The sequence below is a fragment of the Methylobacterium sp. AC315 genome, assembly GCF_979253755.1.
In genome coordinates, this window is sequence record NZ_CEEDEA010000001.1 from 94,423 (window position 1) to 113,557 (window position 19,135).

Consider the following 19,135-nt stretch of genomic DNA (forward strand, 5'->3'; position numbering starts at 1 on the left):
GTTCGTGGAGCTCGCGCTGTTCGGCGTGCTCGGCGATGACGCGCAGCGTTTCGCCGGCCGTCTAGAGAGCGTTGCGTATCGCCAAGCCGACGTCGCACAGCTTGTCACCGTCGAGCGGGCCGGTGGCGTCGTCGGAGACGATCAGCTGGACCCGCCGGACATCGTCACCATCCGATCCTTGCGTGTGGCCGAGGCGCACGTTCTGCACCGGGGCGCACTCGAAGGCGCCCGGATCAGAGCGCCAGCGGCGCGGTGGCGCGGTCCAACCAGCCGCGGGTTCCGGCATCGACGAGCGGCGCCAGGGTGTCGCGCACCCGGGTGTGGTAGGCGTCGATCCAGGCCCGCTCTTCCGGCTCGAGCAGGTCCGGGCGGATCAGCCGCCGATCGTAGGGTGCGAGCGTCAGGGTCTCGAAGCCGAGCATCGGGCGTTCGCCTTCAGGGATCTCACGGGGCTCGACGAGGACGAGGTTTTCGATCCGGATGCCGTAGGCGCCCGGGGCGTAGTAGCCCGGCTCGTTCGACAGGATCATGCCGGGCTCCAGCGCCACGGTCCCGGTCTTAGCGATGCGCTGCGGACCCTCATGCACCGACAGGAAGGCGCCGACGCCATGACCGGTGCCGTGGTCGAAATCGAGCCCGGCCTGCCACAGCGGAGCGCGGGCGAACGCGTCGATCTGGGCGCCGGTCGTGCCCTTTGGGAACACCGCCCGGGCGATGGCGATATGTCCCTTCAGCACCCGGGTGAAGCGGTCGCGCATCGCATCCGTCGGCGCGCCGACCGCGACCGTCCGGGTGATGTCGGTGGTGCCGTCCGGGTATTGAGCCCCGGAATCGATCAGGAACAGCTCGCCGGCCCGCACGGTCCGGTCGCTGGTGCGCGTAACCCGGTAATGCACGATCGCCCCGTTCGGGCCGGAGCCCGAGATTGTCGGGAACGACACGTCGCGCAGGTCGCCGCCGGCCGCGCGGAAATCCTCCAGGGCCTCCACGGCGGCAATCTCGCTCAAGCCCCCCGTGGCGGCGGCGCCGTCGAGCCAAGCCAGGAAGCGCACGACGCTGGCGCCGTCGCGGGTGTGAGCGGCGCGCGCGCCGGCGATCTCGGCGGTGTTCTTGACCGCCTTCATGCCGGTGATCGGGTCCTTGCCGATATCGGCGGTCCCGCCCGCGGCCTCGATCTTCTCCTTCAGGGCCACGGCGCCCGTCGCGGCATCGACCCGCACGCGCACACCGCTGAGCGAGCCGAGCCCGTCATCGAGGTCGGCTCGCGACAGGATCTCGGCGACCGGCGCCAGCGCCGTGCGCAGGGCCGGATCGACCTTGGGCGAGACCAGGAACAGCCGCGCCCGCCCTTCGCGTGGCAGGATCGCGTAGCCCAGCGCCAGCGGCGTATGGCCGACATCGGAGCCGCGCAGGTTGAACGCCCAGGCGAGATTGTGCGGGTCGGAGATCACCAGGGCATCGCAGCCGCCCTCAGCCAGGGCCGTGCGCACACGGGTGAGCTTGTCGGCGACCGACTCACCCGCGAACGCCTCGGGATGGGGAACCACCGGCCCGGCCGGCGGCTTCGGACGGCCGGCCCAGACGGCGTCGACGAGGTTCGGCATGGGCCCTAGCGATCCGCCGGCCTTGACCGCGGCCCGTTCCAGGCGGGCGACGCCGTCCGGCGTGTGCAGCCAGGGATCATAGCCGAGAACCTGATCGCGCTTGAGGTTGTCGGCGATCCAGGCCTCCGCGGTCGATTCGGCCAGCGGCACCACGGTGACGATCCCGGTATCGACCTGCTCCGGCGCCTGCAGGGTGTAGCGCCCATCGACGACCAGGGCCGCCGACTCGATCAGGATCAGGGCGGTTCCGGCCGAGCCCGTGAAGCCGGTGAGCCAGGCCAGCCGCTCCGCGTCGGCCGGCACGTACTCCGACTGGTGCTCGTCGGCCCGGGGCACCACGAAACCATCGACGGCGGTCTCGCGCAGGGCCGCGCGCAAGGCCTCGATCCGCTCCACGCCCTTGCGATGGCTCGGATCGTCGAAGGTCTGGAACCGGTGGCGGGGCGGACTTGGCTCTGTCATGCGCGGACCCTATCGCCGGGCGGTCCCTCGTCGCAACCGGGCGGAATCGACGCGTGGACCGCGCGCAGCGCGGTTTTTCGAGCCATCCGCCCACCTTTCGGATGATGCTCGCGGGCGTAACCTATGGTTTAGAGTCGCGCGCAATCTTATCACGCCAGATCTTTGCCCTATCTCCCAGGTCATGCCACGCCGCGTCTTCTACCGAATCAGCGACAGAGCCGACGGTCTCTTCGACGCCATCACCACGATCGAGCCGGATACGGTGATCCGGCGCGACGGCTTCGCTTCGCTTGCGGAGGCGGAGGAGTGGGTCGAGGGTCTGCGCGTCCTGATGGCTGCGCTCGGCGCCCCGGTCGCACACGCGGACGATGCGGAAAGCCCGGTCGTCGAGGCGTTGTCGGAAGGATCGACGGGGCCTGGACGGCTCCGGACCGCGCGTTAGTACACGGACGGTTTGGGATTCCCGGCGGTACGACGGAATCAGGCGTCGGCGATCGGCAGATCCGGGGCTTTGCCGGATGGCACGCCATCATAACCCTCGAGCCAGGCGATGCGGTCGGGTGAGTCGGCCGGATAGGGACAGGAATCCTTGGGACGGCCCCGGGCCCGGGCCTGCGCGCCCTCGGTGATGGGATCGGACGGCGGATTGGGGCGCGGCGTCTGGCTCATGCCCGGGCAATGCGCGGCCCGGGTCCCGGTTCAGCGCCGGGGCCGCTTCGCCGCACCGCCGCGGGCCAGCACCAAGGCGACCCAGCCCTCGATCAAGCCGCTTCTCACGAGATGGAAGCCCTGGTGGCGGTAGGCTGAGAGCACACCCGCCACGTCACGCTCGATCAGGCCTGACAGGACCAGCACGCCCGCAGGCGCGACCACGCGCGACAGGGTCGGAGCGAGGCGGCGCAGGGGCCGCGCGAGGATGTTGGCGAAGACGAGGTCGAAGTGCCGCGTCCGGTCCGCGAGCCGGTGGCGTACGCCGGGACCCTCGTAGAGTTTGAGATAGGGCCCAAGGCCGTTGAGGCGGGCGTTCTCCCGGGCGGTCCGGACCGCCTCGCCGTCGAGGTCGCCCGCCACAACCGGCTGCCGCAAAACCTTGGCGGCCGCGAAGGCCAGGATTCCGGTTCCGGTGCCCACATCCAGCACATGCGCCGGACGCCGTCGCTTCAACTCCGAGACCAGCGCCCGCAGGCAGCCGAGGGTCGTACCGTGATGGCCCGTGCCGAACGCCAGGGCCGCCTCGATCTCGATCGGCAGATCGTTGCCGCGCACCGCGTCGCGGTCATGTGCGCCGTGCACGAGGAAGCGGCCGGCCCGGACCGGCTTCAGCCCCTCCAGGGAGGTGCGGACCCAATCCTGCTGCTCGATGGTGCGGAACTCGGCGACGTCGGCCTCGTCTCCGATCACCGGGCGGATCAGGTCGCGGACGTACGCCTCGTCCGGCGCGTCGGCGAAGTAGGCCTCGAGCCGCCAGGTGAAGCCATCCGCATCCTCGAACGCCGCCACGGCGGTCTCGGTGGGATCGAACATCTCGCCCAGCAGATCCGTCATGGCCCGGGCCGACCGCTCATCGGTCGTCAGGCGCAGGATGTGAGTCGGGCGGTGGGGCGGCAGACCTTCGAGCATGGTGCCGGGCTGTAGCCCCGGAGCGCGCCGCATTACAGGGGCAGATGCGAAAAAACCGTATCCGACGCTACGATCTCATCGCGTCGGAGACCAGGATTGCCGATTTGTTGCTGCTTCGACACATCTGACAATCACCGGACAGAAATCGATTTAAATCAGTTTCCGCGCAGGATTTCGCTGATTACAACAGTCTCGGCTTTCCCAAGGCCAGACCCTCAACTCTGGCGCGCCGCGCTTCGTGAGCCGGCGCGCCCGTTTTGACAGATGACAGCGTCGCCATGAACTCACCCCTGCTCGTCAGCGTCGCCGTCACGCTCGCGACGACCCTTGTGGCCACGCTGTGGGCCATCCTGGTCGCGGCCGGGATGGGTCCGGTGCCCGAGGGCGAGCAGCACGAGCGGCGCGACATTCGGACCTGGTGAGACGGAGCGCGCAGCTGGATTCGCAGCGGATCGCGCCCAGGAATGCGGCACGGTGTCTAAGCGTTAACCACAGAATCCATGGATCGCCCGCGGAACTGGCGACGTGTGCCGACGTTTTTGCCAGCTTTCGCCAGACGCGTGACCAAGCAGGGTGCGTACAGCGTGACCAAGTCCAGGCGTTCCGGACCGCGCAGCCCCGCCATCGTCAACGATGGGGCTGTCCCTCCCTCACCCCGTGAACGGATCTTCGGCGGGCCGGCGCCGGACGGCCCGCTTCCAGGTCATCTCCTGGTCCTGCTGAGCCGGCTGCACCGGGCCGAGGCGGCGCCACGGGAGCGCCGGGACACACCGCGCGGCTGAACGGCGCTTGGCCCGCCGGGGCACCGCATTTAAGGTCCCGGGCGCAGGCGGCCGGTTCACGGGGCCCGCCACGGGATCCCCGAGCCGATGCGACCCACAAGACGGATCTTGACGCTCATCGCCGTGCTGGCCGTCGTCCCGGTTGCCGGGACGGCGAGGGCCGCCGATCCGGTGGTCGTCTTCGCCGCGGCGAGCCTGAAGAACGCGCTGGACGACGCGGCGGCAGGCTGGACGAAGGAAACCGGCACGATCACCCGGATCTCGTATGCCGGCTCGAATGCCCTGGCCAAGCAGATCGAGGCGGGGGCGCCGGCCGACCTGTTCATTTCAGCCGACCAGGCCTGGATGGACTACGCCGAGAAGGCCGGCAGCTTGAAGCCCGACACGCGCGTCGATCTCCTGCGCAACGCCCTGGTGCTGATCGCGTCCGGGCCGAAAGAGGGCGGGTCCGACCCGGAGGTCGCCCTGGCGCCGGATCTCGGTTCTACGCTCACCCGGATCCTCAACGGTGGCAAGCTGGCGATGGCGACCATCGACGCCGTCCCGGCCGGCAAGTATGGCAAGGCCGCCCTCGAGAAGCTCGGGGCCTGGGACGCCGTGAAGGGGCAGGTTGCCCAGGCCGAGAACGTGCGCGCGGCGCTGCTGCTGGTGGCCCGCGGCGAGGCGCCGCTGGGCATCGTCTACGCCACGGACGCGGCCGCCGAGCCGGGCGTCCACGTGGTCGCGACCTTCCCGTCCGACAGCCATCCGCCGATCGTCTATCCAGCCGCACTGATCAAGGATTCGCGCAACCCCGATGCCGCCACCCTGCTGGCGTATCTGCGCGGCCCGGCGGCAAGGGCCTCCTTCGAGCGCCAGGGCTTCAGGGTGGTGGGCAAGCCTGGCGCGAGCCGGTAGCCGTCCGCGCCCGCGGCCGTGTTCGGCCTCCCCCCCGACGCCTGGAACGCCGTCACGTTGAGCCTGCGGGTGGCCAGCGTGGCGACCCTCGCGAGCCTGCTGCCGGGGCTCGCGGTGGCGTGGCTGCTGGCGCGACGCCGGTTCCCCGGGCGTGCGCTGCTCGACGGTCTGGTCCACCTTCCGCTGATCCTGCCGCCGGTGGTGACCGGATACCTGCTGCTGCTGGCGCTCGGCCGGCGCGGCTTCCTCGGCAGCGCCCTTGCGGAGATCGGCATCGTCTTCGCCTTCCGCTGGACCGGGGCGGCACTCGCCTGCGCGGTGATGGGGTTCCCCCTGATGGTGCGGGCGATGCGGCTGTCGATCGAGGCGGTCGATCCCAGGCTCGAGCAGGCGGCCGGCACCCTCGGGGCGAGCCCGCTCGCGGTATTCCTCACCGTCACGCTGCCCCTCAGCCTGCCGGGCTGCATCGCGGGTGCCGTGCTGGCCTTCGCCAAGGCGATGGGCGAGTTCGGGGCGACGATCACCTTCGTGTCAAACATCCCCGGGGAGACCCAGACCCTGCCCTCGGCGATCTACACGCTGACCCAGGTCCCGGGCGGGGAGGGGCCGGCGCTGCGCCTCACCCTGATCTCGGTCGCCCTGTCGGTGGCGGCCCTGCTGGTTTCGGAGTTCCTGGCGTCCCGCGCCGCGCGCCGGTTGCAGGCGGGCTGATGGCGGGACGCCCCACCGTCGCCCGATGCGACCGCCGCTCAGGCGTACGCGTAGGGACCACCCCGCTCCAACGCCGCGGCGTAGGCCGGGCGGGCATGGATGCGCGCGAGCCAGGCCGTGACCCGCGGCCCGGTCCCGGTTCCGCGGGCCGCGAAGGCCTCCAGCGGGAAGCTCATCATGATGTCGGCCGCGGTGAACTCCGCGCCGCAGAAGAACGGCCTGTCGGCAAGCTCCCCCTCCCAGAACGCCGCGTGCCGCCGCAGATCCGGATCGACGAAACTCTTGAGCACCGTGTCGGCGATCCCGCGGACCAGGGGCCGCAAGGCCCAGGGACTCTGCGGAGCCAAGCGACCGAAGACCAACTTCAGCAGCAGCGGCGGCATGGCCGAGCCCTCGGCGTAGTGCAGCCAATAGGTGTAGCGCGCGCGCTCGGGCGTTCCCGGAGCGGGCACCAGGGCGCCGCCGGCCCGGTCGGTCAGGTAGGTGACGATGGCGCCGGTCTCGGCCACCACCGTTTCGTCCTCCGTGATGATCGGCGCCTTGCCCAGGGGATGGATAGCGATGAGGTCCGGGGGCGCCCGCATGGTTTGCGGATCCCGATCGTACCGCTTCACCGTATAGGGGAGGGCAAGTTCCTCCAGCAGCCACAGCACGCGCTGCGAACGGCTGTTCTCGAGGTGGTGGACCGTGATCATCGTGGAGGCTCCGTGGCGGGTGCCAACGCGCCGCGCCGCCGCCCGTGCCACGGCGGGTATGCGCCATGAGCATCGCCGTCGACGTCCAGCTCCGGCGGGGCGCCTTCGCGCTCGATGCGGCGTTCACGGCGGGCCCGGGACTGACCGCTTTGTTCGGGCGCTCGGGATCGGGGAAGACGACGCTGATCGACCTGATCGCCGGGCTGGCCCGGCCGGATCGCGGCCGGATCGACGCCGGCGGGGCGACGCTGGTCGATACCGCGGCGGGCATCTTCCTGCCGCCCCACCGGCGGCGGGTCGGTGTGGTGTTCCAGGACGCGCGGCTGTTCCCGCATCTCAGCGTGCGGAGCAATCTCGGCTACGGTCGCGTGTTCGGGCGCCGGCCCGCCGACCCGGCCGGCTTCGCGGCGGTGACCGAGATGCTGGGGATCGGCCACCTCCTCGACCGCCGCCCCGCCGGCCTGTCGGGGGGCGAGCGCCAGCGGGTGGCGATCGGGCGGGCGCTGCTCGCCAAGCCGCGCTTGCTGCTGATGGACGAACCACTGGCGGCCCTCGATGAGGCCCGGAAGGCCGAGATCCTCCCGTATATCGAGCGCCTGCGTGACGAGGCCGGCGTGCCGGTCGTCTACGTCAGCCACGCGGTGGCCGAGGTGGCACGGCTCGCGACCACGGTGATCGTGCTGGAGGAGGGGAGCGTGGCCGCGTCCGGTCCCGCCGAGGCGATTCTGCGCCGGGCCGATCTGGTGCCTGTCCACGAGGCGGAAGCCGGCGCGCTCCTCGACATGGTCGTAGAGGGGACTGATCCGGAGACCGGGCTGACCCGCCTGACCGGCACGGCCGGTCAGCTGCTGGTACCCGGCCTGGCGGCGCGCCCGCCCGGAACGCGGCTGCGCGTGCGGATCCCGGCCCGTGACGTGCTGGTGGCGACCGAGCGGCCCCGGGGCCTGAGCGCCCGCAATATCCTCCCCGGCCAGGTCGCGACCGTGACCATGAGCGGCGCCGAGGTCGCGGTGGAGATCGATTGCAACGGCGCACTGGTGGCCGCGCGGGTCACCGCGGCGGCATACCGCGAACTGGGGTTAACCCCCGGACGCCCCGTTCACGTCGTGATCAAAAGTGCAGCGTTCGACCCGTCGGGAATTGGAACGCTGCGACCGACGGTAGAAATCTAATCGACCGTATTCGCCTGGAAACACTGGAATTCGGATGGTGATCACAACCTTTGATTAGAGGATCGATGCCACCATGGGTTGTGCAGCCGCCGCGGCGGCTCGGCACCCGGAGGGCGTTTCGATGGGCTGGGTCCAGAGGCTTCGGTGTGGCGGTCGGCCCGGTCTGGCCTGCCGGAGCGGCAGTTCGGCGGTGGAGTTCGCGCTCGTCGCGCCGCTGCTGCTGATGCTGTTTGCCGGCATTACCGCCTTCGGCATTTGTCTGGGCGCCATCCACAACCTGCGCCAGATTGCGGCCGAGGCGGCCCGCGCCTCCATCGCGGGCGTCACAGACGTCGAGCGCGCGACCCTGGCGCAGACCATGGTGAACCGCAGCCTCAGCGGCGGCGCGATGTTCCGACCTGAGACCATCAAGGTCCTGGTCGGCCCCGATCCGAGCGATGCCACGCTCTACACGGTCACCGTCACGCTGGACGCCAACGCACTGGGGATCAACGTCTTCTCCAAGCTGATCCCGATGCTGCCCAGCGTCCTGCGCAGCAGCATCAGCGTCCGGAAGGGCGGCCTGTGAGCCGATGGCCGGTGGCCAACCAGGCGCGGCGCTTCGGCCGGGCCCGGGGTGGCAATGTGGTGATCCTTGTGGCGCTCGGCAGTTCCCTGCTGATGGGCGCCGGCGCCGTCGGGATCGATCTCGGCCAGGTGTTCCAGGCCCGCCGCAAGGCGCAGGGCGCGGCCGACATCGCCGCGATGCTCGCCGCCGTGGACCCGGCCAAGGCGGACACCGTGGCGCGCCGTTCGCTGGGTGACAACGGCTACGGCACCGCGCAGGCGACGGTGGCGACCGGCGGTTACGACGCCAGCGCGCCCAACGTCGCTCCCGGCAGCCGGTTCAACCCCGGCGTGAGCCCGGCCAACGCCGTGCGGGTCGGGCTCGCGACCACGGTCCCGGTGACCTTCGGCCGGGCGATCGGGCTGCCCGGCAGCGTGCCGATCCGGGTCACCGGCACGGCGGCCAGCGCGCAATTCGCGGCCTTCACGATTGGCTCGGGCACCTTGGGCCTCAGCGGCGGGATCGCCAACGCCGTCCTCGGAGCCCTGCTCGGGGCCAAGCTGACGCTGGGCGTGAGCGATTACAACGCGTTGGCCAGCGCCAAGGTCGACGGCCTGCGCGTCCTCGACGCACTGGCGGCAAGCCTCAACCTGCAGGCGGCCAACTACACCGATATCGTGAAGGCCAACGCCAGCGTCGGGCAGATCCTGATGGCGATCCGGGTTGCCGCGCAGGGCAGTTCTGCCACCGTTGCGGCCCTCTCGAGCATCCTCAACGCGCTGCCGAACGCCGGCAACCTCGTGCCGCTCGGCCAAGTCGATGCGCTGGGCGACGTGGCGGCCCTCGCCCCCGGACGCGGCTTGGCCGGCCCGTCCTTGCAGGTGATGGACATCCTGGCCGCCACCGCGTCCCTGGCCAACGGCCAGAACCAGGTGGCGATCGATCTCGGCGCCACCGTGCCGGGGCTGCTCTCGACCCGGCTGACCCTGGCGATCGGCGAACGCCGCCGCAGCTCCGGCTGGGTCCGGCCGGGAAGCCCGAACGCCACGGTAAAGACGGCCCAGACCCGGCTACTGATCGAGGCCACGGTCTCGGCCCCGCTCGGTCTCGGAACCGTCTATCTGCCGGTCTATGCCGAGGTTGCGTCCGCCCAGGGGACGCTGCGCACGCTCACCTGCTCGGGAGCCAACGGCGGACGCCAGGCCACCATCGAGGTGCAGACCGGCGTCGCGACCCTGGCGATCGCGGCGGTGAACCGGGCTTCGATCAACGGGGGCACCACAAGCCCGGACCTGTCGCAGCCGGCCGTGCTGATTGGGCTGCCGCTGATCAATATCGGCGGCCGGACAGTCACCAATATCGGCGCGACGACTCAGACGCTGACCTTCACGGAGGCCGATATCGCTAACAACACCGTACGCACCGTGTCGTCCGGCAATATCGCGCAATCGCTGACCGGCAGCCTGCTGAGCAATCTCAGCCTGAACCTGAACGGCTTCGGCCTGACCCCGCTGCTCCAGACCTCGCTGGCCACGACGCTCAGCCTCGCCGCTGCGCCCCTCGATCTGGTGCTCGATCAGGTCCTGCGCAGCCTCGGCGTGCGGATCGGCTACGCGGATGTCGAGATGGACGGTACCCTCTGCAGCCAGGCCGTACTGGTGCAGTGACGATCAGGAGTGACGGCGAACCGCGTAGCGGTAGCGGCGCCCCTGCTCATCGAGCAGTTCGCTGTCCGAGCCTTCCTGCCAGACGACCTCGTCCTCCGGCGCCTTGGCGTTCGTGAGTGTCGCGCCGCGGACGATGTCGAGGTTCAGGCCGAAGCCGTAATTGGTCGCCGCGGCCTCGGTGATCGCGGCCGAGATGTCGGCCTCGTCGGGCAGGCAGGCGAACAGCACGCCGTCGGCAATCGCGAGGGTATAGGTTTGCACGGAGGGGCTCCGGGGATCGACACGAGTGGGGGCCGGCACGCGAGCGCTCCAACCTAGGAGGCCCGCTCGGAACGAGAAGCGCGTTCTCTGAAATGCTGCATTGCAACATGGGGAGAGCGTTGCTCACCACAAGGTGCCGAGCCCCGGGCTCTCAGCGGGCCAGATGCGCGTCCGGGAGCCGGGCCATCGCGCCGATCATCGTCTTGGCTTCCGGAGCACCCGGGGCCGTGAGGTGCTGGGCTTGCAACGTGCCGTCGATCCGCTGAAGACCGGCCTCGATCCCGGCTGCACGCATTCCGCGGTGACGGCGTAGGCTTCCGCAAGCCCGGAAAAATCCCCTCATCTTCCCCTAAATCATCACACCGTCGCCCGGGGCAGGGAGGCCGGGCATTCCGGCTCCACGACGACGGTGGCCGGCGCGGTTCCGTCGCCGACCAGGGCATCCGCCACGGCGTCGGGCGAGATCGCGGCCTCGGTGGTGGTTCCGCCGGGCTCGGCGGTGATCCTTGCGGTCTCGCGGCGCGGTGGGGTGTCGGCGCCGGCATGCTCGTCGGCGACCCGGGCGACCGCGTCCGCGGTGATCAGCCCAATCCCGGCCGCGTGCTCCGCCATGGCGACGCTGTCGGCGGCGAGCACGAGGCTGGAGCCCGCCCGGGCCACGGCGCCGGCCAGCCGGACGATCTCCTCGACCCGGGTGGCACCGTTGGAGACGTTGCGGATGTAGACCGCCAGCACCCGCCCGGGATGCTCCTCGACGATCTGCGCATAGACCTCCGGATCGTGCTGGCCGCTGTCGCCGATCAGCACGAAAGGCAGGTCGCGGTAGAGCGACAGCATGTGCCGGATCAGCGCCTGCTTGTGGTCGGTGGCCCGGCGCGGCAGCGGGTGCGTCCAGGACAGGCCCCATTCCCGCAGGAACAGCACCGGGCCAATGGGGATGCCGTGCCGCTGGAAGAACTCCGACAGCATCTCGTAGAGGCCCCAGGGCGCACGGGAGACGTAGAGCATCGGGTTGCCCTCGGCTCCGCCGGCACCCGCGTGCAGGGCCCGGTACAGGGCGGCGACACCCGGGAACGCAACCCGGCTGTCGGCATCCTCCACAAACAGCCGCCAGAGCATCTTCAGTTTGTTGGCGACGCCGGTGTGCATCACCGTGTCGTCGATGTCGCTGATCACCACGCAGCGGCAGCCGTCTGGCGGGATGAACACCGCGCCCTCGGCGGGGATCGGTGTCGTATCTTCGAGGACGAGGTCCACCGGATGCCATGCGCCAGGCTGCCCCGGCAGGTCGCGCGGTTGGAGACGCAGGCGGAAATAGCCATCGCGGTCGGTCTCGACCCGGGTCGCGTCCCCGCCGAACCGGGCCGTGATCGCAGCGCCCGCCACCGTGCGCCGGGCGATGCGGCGGCGCAGGTCGCGCCACTGGGCCCTGAAGGAATCCGGGTCCTCTCCGGGGATGCCGGGCGATTGCCGGAACACCCGGCCGATCATGAAGATCTCATCGCGCGAGCCGTAGCCGCGATAAGGCTCGACCACGAGCCCGCCGAGGCCGGCGCCGCCGTGCCCCTGGGCGCGACGGACCGGGCGGGTGAGGACCCGCAGCGCCTTGGTGGCGCCGCGGCGAACCCGTGAAGCCATGGGGCCGGTCTCCGTCGAGCGGCTCAGGCTTGCGGCAATTCGGGGGTCAGCCCCATCGCGTCGAGCCCCTCCTCCAGGAGGTCGCCGGCATCGGGCGCTCCCAGCAATTCCTTCACGGCGCCTTCGCCCGCGGCCTCGCGCTCGCGGGCGAAGCGGACCGCCTCGCCCCACTCCTCCGGCTCCATGTCGCCGCGGCCGACATACAGGAGGGCGAGCAGTTCGGCCCGGGCGTCGTCGTCGAGGCCCGCGATGGCGCCGCGGACCTCGGATTCCGTTGCGTCGTCGGTGCCCGAGATGAGTACGTCGGTGGAGCCGTCATCGATCGGGTTCGAGCCCGAATCCGGATCGGTGTTGCCCTCCTTCACCTCGATGGCGCGCAGCCGCAGAACGATGTCGGTGACGGTCTCGACGGCGATATCCATGCGCTGGTCTCCGGACGCTGACTGGGTCGGACGTTTCCGCCCTCAAGCCGCGACAACGGGCGAGTGGCCGCCGGGTTCGCCTCGCCGAACGCGACAGGTGCGACGCCGGCCCCGGCATGCGTGGTCCACGCCACTTTCCGCTTGCCGGACCATAGGCTAGAGGCTGCCGATCCTTTCCAACAACCCGAATGACAGCGGCGATAGACGTGACATCTTTGAACGCCGCCGCGACGACGCCTGCCGATACCGTGGATTGTCAGTCTAACAACCACGACAAGCCCTGGTGTTTGCCGTCGCGGACCGCGGCGCTGCTCGGTGCCCTGGTGCTCGGCTTCGTCGCAGCACCGCCTCCGGCCGAGGCTCGGGCCGCCGAGGCCAGCGCGCCGAGCTGCTACGTGACCGGGGGCGGCGGCCTGGAGATCTGCCGCGACGGGACCGAGGCAGAGGGCGTGCTGATCGCGCCGGCGCCCTGCGCATTCGTGCGCGGCGTCCAGATCCTGCGGCTGCCGCGCGCGGAGACGCCGGGGCCGCTGCAGATGATCTTTCAGGGCCAGAGCCCGCTGGCGTCGCGCCGGCGGGACGAGCCCTGCCCGGAGCGGCGCGCCACCGACAGCCGCGACGGTGGGTCCCTTCGCACCGGGCGCAGCCCGGAGGCGCTGGCCACGACGCTGCCGCCCTCGGCCGACCGGTTCTGGGTCGATCTCCCCGAGGAGCGTGCGCGGGGCCGCGGCTGGTCCGAGCCACTTCCGACCGCCGAGGGTATCGGCCCCCGCGACCCGATCGCGGTCTCGGGCCGCGATTGGGCCGGGGAGGCCTACAGCTACGTCTTCCTGCTCGGGCAGGAGCGGGTGAATGTCGGCGGCGACCCGGAACCCGAGTCGGCGGGCCGGCGGCGCGGGCGCCGCAAATCCGCGCGGGACGAGGCCGCCGACCAGCCGGCCGACATCAGGCGACGGGTGCAGATCGCGGCCCGCACCCTCGACTTCCAGACCTTCGAGATCCGCACGCGCAGCCCGGACGGCTACGGGCTGGCCTGGACGCCGTTCACCCCCGGCGGTCGCGGCACGCCGCCGACCCCCGCCCCGGTGGCCGACGAGGCCGGCAAGCCGATCGCCTCGTCCTGCCCGGCGCCGGCCTTCGAGACCCACGGGCTCGCGGGCTCGATTAGCGTGGTCGACCGCACCTACCACTACGTCTACACGGACGTACTGCCCGAGGATTGCGGGCTCGCCCCCGAGAAGCGCCGCACAGCGCTCTACCTGCGCACCTCGAAGGACCTCTCGGCCGCGAAGGTTTGGTCGGCGGCGAAAAGTCTCGCCGGGCCGCTGCCGCCCGGGAGCCTCGTCCGGGTAGCGCGCGCCAAGGGCATGCAGCGCTGGGCAGTGTCCTACACCTGCCAACGCCCGGCCAACGCCCCGGGGGGGCCCGTGGCCGATATCTGCCTGCAATACACGCCCGACATGAACCTCGACGGGATCGGGGCACTCACCCTCTACGCTGACCCGGTGGCGGCCGGCCGCTCGCCGGCTTATCTCGGGCTCCGCTCAGGGGGCGACGGCACCGGCCGCTACGACCGCAGCGCGCATTTCTGGATGACGGATGCGCAGGGCAATCTCGACACCCCGGCGATCTATCCGGGCAAGGCCGGGTTCCTGACTTGGCTCGACCGGCTGGCACCGACGGCCTCAGGTCGCGACGCCTCGACCCTGTACGGGCGGCCGGTCTACTGGGCGACGTGGACGGTGCGCCGGATCGGCGCGCAATAACCCGAACGAGACGCTATATGGGCGGCCTTCCTGCCGCCCGAGTCGTGCCTCTTGGAACCGATGGACACCCATATCGACCTGTGGTTCGCCGCGAGCATCGTGGTGATCTCACTGCTGCTCTCGGCCTTCTTTGCGGGCGCCGAGACCGCTTTCACGGCCGCCTCCCGGGCGCGGATGCACGCCCTCGAACAGTCGGGCGACCCGCGGGCGGCGATCGTCAACCGCATCCTGGCGATCCGGGAGCGCTTCATCGGCGCGATGCTGATCGGCTACAACATCGTAGCGATCGGCGCCTCGGCCTTCACCACCAGCGTGCTCACCGCCCTGTTCGGCAAGAACGGCGTGATCTACGCGACCGTCGGCATGTCGGTGCTGGTCATCGTCTTCGCCGAGGTACTGCCGAAGACGCTGGCCATCTCCAAGCCCGACAAGGCGGCCCTGCTGATGGCCCGGCCGGTAGCCTTCGCGGTCGCCATCATGGGCCCGGCGGCGATCTCCATCGAGCACTTGGTTCGGCTGATGCTGAAGCCGTTCGGCATCACCATCGGCGAGCACCAGTCGATCCTCACCGCCTCCGAGGAGCTGCGTGGGCAGGTGGCGCTGATGCACCGGGAGGGTGGCGTCGCCAAGGCCGAGCGCGACATGCTCGGCGGTCTGCTCGACCTATCGAACCTGTCGGTCTCGGACGTGATGGTCCACCGCACCAAGATGCGGGCGATCGACGCCGACCAGCCCTCCGAGGACATCGTCCGGGCGGTGCTGGCCTCGCCCTATACCCGCATGCCCCTCTGGCGCGGCACGCTCGAAAACATCGTGGGCGTGCTCCACGCCAAGGATCTGCTGCGGGCCCTCGACGCGGCGGGCGGCGACGCCTCGGGGCTGAAGGTCGAGGCCCTGGCGCTGGAGACCTGGTTCGTGCCGGGAACGACGTCGCTGCGCGCCCAGCTCAAGGCGTTCCTGACCAAGAAGACCCACTTCGCCCTGGTGGTCGACGAGTACGGCGAGGTCATGGGCCTCGTGACCCTGGAGGACATCCTGGAGGAGATCGTCGGAGAGATCGCCGACGAGCACGATGTCACCGTCTCGGGCGTGCGCCCGCAGGGCGACGGATCGGTCAATGTCGATGGCGGCGTCCCGATTCGCGACCTCAACCGGGCGATGGACTGGAACCTGCCCGACGACGAGGCCACCACCATCGCGGGCCTGGTCATCCACGAAGCCCGGACCATCCCCGACCAGGGCACCGCCTTCAACTTTCACGGATTCCGCTTCCAAGTGATCCGAAAGGCCAAGAACCGGATCACCACCCTGCGGATCACGCCGTTGACCGCCACGGGCATCCAGACCACCGCGCAGGCGGAGGCTCAGCGCGACCCGGTGTGAGGGGTCGTCGGAGGCATTCGATGAACACGCCTCCGCCGACAGCGGGGGAATCGAACGAACGACCAAGCCGTCGCCGCGTCATCCCGGGCCCGCCTGCGGCGCCCCGGGATGACGCGGCGGGTCACGGAAGCGCCGCTGCGAGGATCCCGGCGTCGCACGACAAGCGGGACAGGTCGCGCCAAACACCTCGATAAGGCTCGGTTCAGACCCTTAGCCTACCGCCTCCAGCCCCTCGGAGCGGATCCAGTCGCGGGTGCGGTCGAGCGCCCGGCCGAGCCGGTCGAACAGCGCGTCGATCTCGTCGGGGCTGATGATCAGCGGCGGGCAGACGGCGACCCGGTCGCCGGTGAGCGCCCGCACGATCAGGCCCTCGGCCTGCGCGAAGGCGACGCAGCGGGCGGCCACACCGGCCTTAGGCTCGTACTGGCGCTTGCTGGCCTTGTCGGCGACGATCTCCAGCCCGCCGATCAGCCCGATGCCGCCGGCCTCGCCGACGATGTCGTGCTCGGCCAGCGCCGAGAGCCGGCGCTGGAAGTGCGGCGCCTTCTCGGCCGCGCCCTCGATCACCCGGTCGCGCCGGTAGATCTCGATCGCCTTCAGCGCCACCGCGGCCGCGACGGGATGTCCGGAATAGGTGGTGCCGTGCCCGAAGGTGCCGAGCTTCTCGCTCTGGCCGATCATCGCCTCGTAGAGCGGCTCGTCGATGCTGACGCCGCCGAGCGGCATGTAGGCGGAGGTCAGTGCCTTGGCGAAGGAGATCGAATCGGGCCGGATCCCCAGCGCCTCGCTGCCGAACCATGTGCCGAGCCGGCCGAAGCCGCAGATCACCTCGTCGGCGATGAGCCGGACCTCGTATTTCGCCAGCACCGCCTGGATCGCCGCAAAGTAGCCGCGCGGCGGCACGATCGCCCCGCCGGCGCCCATCACCGGCTCGGCTATGAAGGCCGCGACCGTCTCGGGGCCCTCGCGCAGGATCGTCTGCTCCAACTCGTCGGCGAGGCGGGCCGAGTAAGCGTCCTCGGTCTCGCCCAGCTGGGCGCCCCGGTAGAAATGCGGGCAAGCGACGTGCAGGAAACCGGGCAGCGGCAGGTCCCAGTCGGCGTGGTTCGCCGTGAGGCCGGTCATCGAGGCGCTGGCGACGGTGACGCCGTGATAGCCCTTCTGCCGCGCGATGATCTTCTTCTTCTTCGGCCGGCCCACCGCGTTGTTGTAGTACCAGGTCAGCTTCACCTGCGTGTCGTTCGCTTCCGACCCGGACGATGTGAAAAAGATCTTCGAGGTCGGGACCGGCATCAGCTCCTTGAGGGTCTCGGCCAACTCGATCCCCGGATCGTGGCTGCGACCGGAGAACAGGTGGGTGAAGGGCAGCCGGCCCATCTGGACCCGGGCCGCCTCCACCAGTTCCGCATTCGAGTAGCCCAGCGCGGTGCACCACAGCCCCGACATGCCCTCGATGTAGGACCGGCCCTCCGTGTCGTAGACGTGGACGCCGTCGCCGCGCTCCAGGACCAGCGGGCCGGTATGTCGGTGAGCCGACAGGTTGGTGTAGGGGTGGAGCAGGGTTTCGACGTCGCGGGTCGCGAGATTCGAGAGCATCGTTTGCACCGTCCTCATGCCCAGGGGATCCGCCACACTACCGACCCGATGCCCGTGCAGGTAGTCCCGCGGCCCTGCGCCCGGCCTTTGCCGGATGCATGCCCCCGTGTTTGACCCGCGCGACGCACGATTCATGCTCACTTCCGGTCCTTCACCCGTCCTCGCGCCCGAAACCTTCGTGGCGCAGCCGGCCCCAGGCCGCGCCTGCGGCGCCTGCACCCTGTGCTGCAAGGTTTACGACGTGCCGGCGGTGGAGAGCGTCGCGGGCCAGTGGTGCCGCCATACCAAGGCCGGCCAGGGCTGCGCGATCCACGCGACGCGCCCCGACCATTGCCGGGCGTTCCACTGCCTCTGGATGACCGAGAGCTGGCTGGGCCCGGAATGGAAGCCCGACCGCGCCAAGATGGTGCTTACCCTGGACCCCCTGTCCCGCAACATGAACGTGCAGGTCGATCCCGGCCAAGCGAACGTCTGGCGGCGGGAGCCCTATTACGGCCAGCTCAAGCGCTGGGCAGCGGCCTCGGTGCCCCTCCGGCGCCACGTGCTGGTGCACGTCAACAAGACCACCACGGTCGTCCTGCCCGACCGCGACGTCAGCCTCGGGGTGGTGGGGCCGGACGAGCGGATCGTCTCGCACGATCGGATGACCCCGCAAGGTCCGAGCTTCGACGTGCAGAAGGTGAAGGCCGCGTAACACCCTTGCGGCATCCGGCCATTTGCCCGACTGATCGGGCATGACGACGATCCACGATTTCACCGTGCCGGCGGCGGACGGCAGCCCTTATCCCCTCGCGCAACATCGCGGCGAGGTCCTGCTCATCGTCAACACCGCGTCGCGCTGCGGCTTCACCCCGCAATATGCCGGGCTGGAGGCCCTGTGGCGGGCCCATCGCGCCGAGGGTCTGACGGTATTGGGCTTCCCCTGCAACCAGTTCGGGGCCCAGGAGCCGGGAGACGCGGCCGAGATCGCGAGCTTCTGCGCGCTGACCTATGACGTCAGCTTCCCGGTGCTCGGCAAGGTCGCGGTGAACGGGACTGACGCCGACCCGCTGTTCGACCACCTGAAGCGGGCACGCTCGGGGCTGTTCGGCACCAGGGCGATCAAGTGGAATTTTACGAAATTCCTGATCGCGCGGAACGGCGAGGTGGTCGCCCGGTTCGCGCCGTCGGCCAAGCCCGCCTCGCTTGAGGGGAAGGTCCGGGCAGCGCTGGCGCAGCCGGCGGGGTGAGGATTTTCGAGACCGTTGCCGCCTTTCTGGGGTCTCGTCTCAAACCCGTATCCCGACGATATCTGCGTCCCTCACTCTGTCATCCCGAGTCGCTTCAGGCGAGCCCGAGATCCAAAGCCGCCTGTATTACAAAGGCTTGAGCCGTCGGCAGCTATCAATTTCGAGCTCCGTTTCGCGGCCCCGGGATGACAAGGGGGGTATCGAACACCTGGGACACTCTAAGATCCCAAGGCGCCTTGCATGTCTCCGGGATGGCGCAGCGGCCGGATTTGAACCCGGCCTCAGGCCGGGTCAGCCTCCGCGAGTGGTCGGGTCTCCCCCGCCAGCCGCAGCAGGCTCCGCAGGGGCGCGATCCGCGGCGGGCGCATCGCGTCGCGCAGGATGCCAACCAGGAATCGGGCCTCGGCGATCTTGTGCAGAGTGGTATCCGCGGCGCCGGCGATCAGGGCCTGCCGCTCCAGCCGTGACAGGGCCGCGAACAGCGCCTCGCGCACCGACGCGTCGTCGGAAGACTGCTTGTCGGAAAGCAGCGCCGTCAGTTCGCCTTCGAAACGACTGTCTTGGCAAGGATCGACGCGCATGGATGGTCCAAAGGCTGGAATATCCGGACTCTAAGTCACTCTTCGCAGCCTGTCAGCCGGTTCTGCGCCCTGGTGGCAGCGAGTCCGGGCATGTTGCGCAAG

22 protein-coding genes are annotated in these 19,135 nt (G+C 70.1%); 11 read left to right on the forward strand and 11 right to left on the reverse strand.

The genetic code is table 11. From position 1 onward, the window contains the following. Positions 1 to 61 precede the first annotated feature (61 nt). Positions 62 to 208: a hypothetical protein gene (locus tag AC0IY0_RS00430; RefSeq protein WP_471762787.1), complete on the reverse strand. Its 147-nt coding sequence runs from the start codon at positions 206 to 208 to the stop codon at positions 62 to 64. A 25-nt stretch (positions 209 to 233) separates the two neighbouring features. Continuing rightward, positions 234 to 2,066, reverse strand: coding sequence for an aminopeptidase P family protein (locus tag AC0IY0_RS00435; protein WP_471762788.1), 1,833 nt, complete (start codon positions 2,064 to 2,066; stop codon positions 234 to 236). A 181-nt stretch (positions 2,067 to 2,247) separates the two neighbouring features. Here AC0IY0_RS00435 and AC0IY0_RS00440 point away from each other — a divergent pair, with 181 nt between their 5' ends. Continuing rightward, complete coding sequence (locus AC0IY0_RS00440; protein ID WP_419830299.1) at positions 2,248 to 2,508, forward strand: hypothetical protein; 261 nt, start codon at positions 2,248 to 2,250, stop codon at positions 2,506 to 2,508. 38 nt (positions 2,509 to 2,546) lie between these two features. Here the strand turns inward: AC0IY0_RS00440 and AC0IY0_RS00445 are convergent, their stop codons facing one another. After that, positions 2,547 to 2,735: a ribosome modulation factor gene (locus AC0IY0_RS00445; protein WP_147910076.1), complete on the reverse strand. Its 189-nt coding sequence runs from the start codon at positions 2,733 to 2,735 to the stop codon at positions 2,547 to 2,549. A gap of 30 nt (positions 2,736 to 2,765) precedes the next feature. Then, positions 2,766 to 3,686 carry a 50S ribosomal protein L11 methyltransferase gene (locus AC0IY0_RS00450; RefSeq protein ID WP_147938200.1) on the reverse strand — a complete coding sequence of 307 codons (921 nt, stop codon included), beginning with the start codon at positions 3,684 to 3,686 and terminating at the stop codon, positions 2,766 to 2,768. Between the two features lie 278 nt (positions 3,687 to 3,964). On the opposite strand from AC0IY0_RS00450, the gene AC0IY0_RS00455 reads away from it, so the two are divergent. The 3 genes from AC0IY0_RS00455 to modB all read left to right on the forward strand — a co-directional run bounded on the left by AC0IY0_RS00455 (position 3,965) and on the right by modB (position 6,076). Further along, positions 3,965 to 4,108, forward strand: coding sequence for a hypothetical protein (locus AC0IY0_RS00455; RefSeq protein ID WP_187193654.1), 144 nt, complete (start codon positions 3,965 to 3,967; stop codon positions 4,106 to 4,108). Between the two features lie 447 nt (positions 4,109 to 4,555). After that, entirely contained in the window at positions 4,556 to 5,365 is an 810-nt protein-coding gene (gene modA, locus AC0IY0_RS00460; protein WP_147938149.1) for a molybdate ABC transporter substrate-binding protein, read from the forward strand. Between the two features lie 18 nt (positions 5,366 to 5,383). Beyond that, positions 5,384 to 6,076 carry a molybdate ABC transporter permease subunit gene (modB, locus tag AC0IY0_RS00465; protein ID WP_147910081.1) on the forward strand — a complete coding sequence of 231 codons (693 nt, stop codon included), beginning with the start codon at positions 5,384 to 5,386 and terminating at the stop codon, positions 6,074 to 6,076. A 38-nt stretch (positions 6,077 to 6,114) separates the two neighbouring features. On the opposite strand, the gene AC0IY0_RS00470 is transcribed toward modB, so the two are convergent. Further along, positions 6,115 to 6,771: a glutathione S-transferase gene (locus AC0IY0_RS00470; RefSeq protein WP_419830297.1), complete on the reverse strand. Its 657-nt coding sequence runs from the start codon at positions 6,769 to 6,771 to the stop codon at positions 6,115 to 6,117. A gap of 65 nt (positions 6,772 to 6,836) precedes the next feature. Between AC0IY0_RS00470 and modC the strand changes: the two genes are divergently transcribed. The 3 genes from modC (at position 6,837) to AC0IY0_RS00485 (ending at position 10,157) form a co-directional block, all read left to right on the forward strand. Next, positions 6,837 to 7,943 (forward strand): molybdenum ABC transporter ATP-binding protein, encoded by a 1,107-nt coding sequence (modC, locus tag AC0IY0_RS00475; RefSeq protein ID WP_461231823.1) that lies wholly within the window; start codon positions 6,837 to 6,839, stop codon positions 7,941 to 7,943. A 73-nt stretch (positions 7,944 to 8,016) separates the two neighbouring features. Further along, complete coding sequence (locus tag AC0IY0_RS00480) at positions 8,017 to 8,511, forward strand: TadE family protein (protein WP_246692381.1); 495 nt, start codon at positions 8,017 to 8,019, stop codon at positions 8,509 to 8,511. Further along, positions 8,508 to 10,157 (forward strand): TadG family pilus assembly protein, encoded by a 1,650-nt coding sequence (locus AC0IY0_RS00485; protein WP_419830295.1) that lies wholly within the window; start codon positions 8,508 to 8,510, stop codon positions 10,155 to 10,157. The genes AC0IY0_RS00480 and AC0IY0_RS00485 overlap by 4 nt, the downstream gene beginning before the upstream one ends. A gap of 3 nt (positions 10,158 to 10,160) precedes the next feature. Here the strand turns inward: AC0IY0_RS00485 and AC0IY0_RS00490 are convergent, their stop codons facing one another. The 4 genes from AC0IY0_RS00490 to AC0IY0_RS00505 form a co-directional block, all read right to left on the reverse strand. Beyond that, entirely contained in the window at positions 10,161 to 10,418 is a 258-nt protein-coding gene (locus tag AC0IY0_RS00490; protein ID WP_147910085.1) for a hypothetical protein, read from the reverse strand. 151 nt (positions 10,419 to 10,569) lie between these two features. Further along, the gene (locus tag AC0IY0_RS00495) at positions 10,570 to 10,713 is read right to left on the reverse strand and encodes a hypothetical protein (RefSeq protein ID WP_187193653.1); all 144 of its coding nucleotides are present in this window, start codon (positions 10,711 to 10,713) and stop codon (positions 10,570 to 10,572) included. Between the two features lie 62 nt (positions 10,714 to 10,775). Beyond that, the gene (locus tag AC0IY0_RS00500; RefSeq protein ID WP_471762790.1) at positions 10,776 to 12,056 is read right to left on the reverse strand and encodes an App1 family protein; all 1,281 of its coding nucleotides are present in this window, start codon (positions 12,054 to 12,056) and stop codon (positions 10,776 to 10,778) included. A 23-nt stretch (positions 12,057 to 12,079) separates the two neighbouring features. Beyond that, on the reverse strand, positions 12,080 to 12,478 hold the full coding sequence (locus AC0IY0_RS00505) for a DUF3775 domain-containing protein (RefSeq protein ID WP_147910087.1): 399 nt from the start codon (positions 12,476 to 12,478) through the stop codon (positions 12,080 to 12,082). A 188-nt stretch (positions 12,479 to 12,666) separates the two neighbouring features. Between AC0IY0_RS00505 and AC0IY0_RS00510 the strand changes: the two genes are divergently transcribed. Both AC0IY0_RS00510 and AC0IY0_RS00515 read left to right on the forward strand, forming a co-directional pair. Then, positions 12,667 to 14,244: a hypothetical protein gene (locus tag AC0IY0_RS00510; protein WP_471762791.1), complete on the forward strand. Its 1,578-nt coding sequence runs from the start codon at positions 12,667 to 12,669 to the stop codon at positions 14,242 to 14,244. A gap of 60 nt (positions 14,245 to 14,304) precedes the next feature. Further along, complete coding sequence (locus AC0IY0_RS00515; protein ID WP_147910089.1) at positions 14,305 to 15,627, forward strand: HlyC/CorC family transporter; 1,323 nt, start codon at positions 14,305 to 14,307, stop codon at positions 15,625 to 15,627. A gap of 210 nt (positions 15,628 to 15,837) precedes the next feature. Here the strand turns inward: AC0IY0_RS00515 and AC0IY0_RS00520 are convergent, their stop codons facing one another. Continuing rightward, on the reverse strand, positions 15,838 to 17,223 hold the full coding sequence (locus AC0IY0_RS00520) for an aminotransferase (RefSeq protein ID WP_471763014.1): 1,386 nt from the start codon (positions 17,221 to 17,223) through the stop codon (positions 15,838 to 15,840). A 133-nt stretch (positions 17,224 to 17,356) separates the two neighbouring features. Here AC0IY0_RS00520 and AC0IY0_RS00525 point away from each other — a divergent pair, with 133 nt between their 5' ends. Both AC0IY0_RS00525 and AC0IY0_RS00530 read left to right on the forward strand, forming a co-directional pair. Then, positions 17,357 to 17,917, forward strand: coding sequence for a hypothetical protein (locus tag AC0IY0_RS00525; protein ID WP_147910090.1), 561 nt, complete (start codon positions 17,357 to 17,359; stop codon positions 17,915 to 17,917). A gap of 40 nt (positions 17,918 to 17,957) precedes the next feature. Next, positions 17,958 to 18,452: a glutathione peroxidase gene (locus AC0IY0_RS00530; RefSeq protein ID WP_147910091.1), complete on the forward strand. Its 495-nt coding sequence runs from the start codon at positions 17,958 to 17,960 to the stop codon at positions 18,450 to 18,452. A 281-nt stretch (positions 18,453 to 18,733) separates the two neighbouring features. Here the strand turns inward: AC0IY0_RS00530 and AC0IY0_RS00535 are convergent, their stop codons facing one another. Beyond that, positions 18,734 to 19,033 (reverse strand): hypothetical protein, encoded by a 300-nt coding sequence (locus tag AC0IY0_RS00535; protein WP_471762792.1) that lies wholly within the window; start codon positions 19,031 to 19,033, stop codon positions 18,734 to 18,736. Positions 19,034 to 19,135: the final 102 nt, after the last annotated feature.

Bases quoted from the DNA above. Each gene is read 5' to 3' on its own strand.
- AC0IY0_RS00435 (WP_471762788.1), bottom strand. From the start codon at position 2,066: ATGACAGAGCCAAGTCCGCCCCGCCACCGGTTCCAGACCTTCGACGAT.
- AC0IY0_RS00440 (WP_419830299.1), top strand. From the start codon at position 2,248: ATGCCACGCCGCGTCTTCTACCGAATCAGCGACAGAGCCGACGGTCTC.
- AC0IY0_RS00445 (WP_147910076.1), bottom strand. From the start codon at position 2,735: ATGAGCCAGACGCCGCGCCCCAATCCGCCGTCCGATCCCATCACCGAG.
- AC0IY0_RS00450 (WP_147938200.1), bottom strand. From the start codon at position 3,686: ATGCTCGAAGGTCTGCCGCCCCACCGCCCGACTCACATCCTGCGCCTG.
- AC0IY0_RS00455 (WP_187193654.1), top strand. From the start codon at position 3,965: ATGAACTCACCCCTGCTCGTCAGCGTCGCCGTCACGCTCGCGACGACC.
- modA (WP_147938149.1), top strand. From the start codon at position 4,556: ATGCGACCCACAAGACGGATCTTGACGCTCATCGCCGTGCTGGCCGTC.
- AC0IY0_RS00470 (WP_419830297.1), bottom strand. From the start codon at position 6,771: ATGATCACGGTCCACCACCTCGAGAACAGCCGTTCGCAGCGCGTGCTG.
- modC (WP_461231823.1), top strand. From the start codon at position 6,837: ATGAGCATCGCCGTCGACGTCCAGCTCCGGCGGGGCGCCTTCGCGCTC.
- AC0IY0_RS00480 (WP_246692381.1), top strand. From the start codon at position 8,017: ATGGGTTGTGCAGCCGCCGCGGCGGCTCGGCACCCGGAGGGCGTTTCG.
- AC0IY0_RS00495 (WP_187193653.1), bottom strand. From the start codon at position 10,713: ATGCGTGCAGCCGGGATCGAGGCCGGTCTTCAGCGGATCGACGGCACG.
- AC0IY0_RS00500 (WP_471762790.1), bottom strand. From the start codon at position 12,056: ATGGCTTCACGGGTTCGCCGCGGCGCCACCAAGGCGCTGCGGGTCCTC.
- AC0IY0_RS00505 (WP_147910087.1), bottom strand. From the start codon at position 12,478: ATGGATATCGCCGTCGAGACCGTCACCGACATCGTTCTGCGGCTGCGC.
- AC0IY0_RS00510 (WP_471762791.1), top strand. From the start codon at position 12,667: ATGACAGCGGCGATAGACGTGACATCTTTGAACGCCGCCGCGACGACG.
- AC0IY0_RS00515 (WP_147910089.1), top strand. From the start codon at position 14,305: ATGGACACCCATATCGACCTGTGGTTCGCCGCGAGCATCGTGGTGATC.
- AC0IY0_RS00520 (WP_471763014.1), bottom strand. From the start codon at position 17,223: ATGCTCTCGAATCTCGCGACCCGCGACGTCGAAACCCTGCTCCACCCC.
- AC0IY0_RS00525 (WP_147910090.1), top strand. From the start codon at position 17,357: ATGCTCACTTCCGGTCCTTCACCCGTCCTCGCGCCCGAAACCTTCGTG.
- AC0IY0_RS00530 (WP_147910091.1), top strand. From the start codon at position 17,958: ATGACGACGATCCACGATTTCACCGTGCCGGCGGCGGACGGCAGCCCT.
- AC0IY0_RS00535 (WP_471762792.1), bottom strand. From the start codon at position 19,033: ATGCGCGTCGATCCTTGCCAAGACAGTCGTTTCGAAGGCGAACTGACG.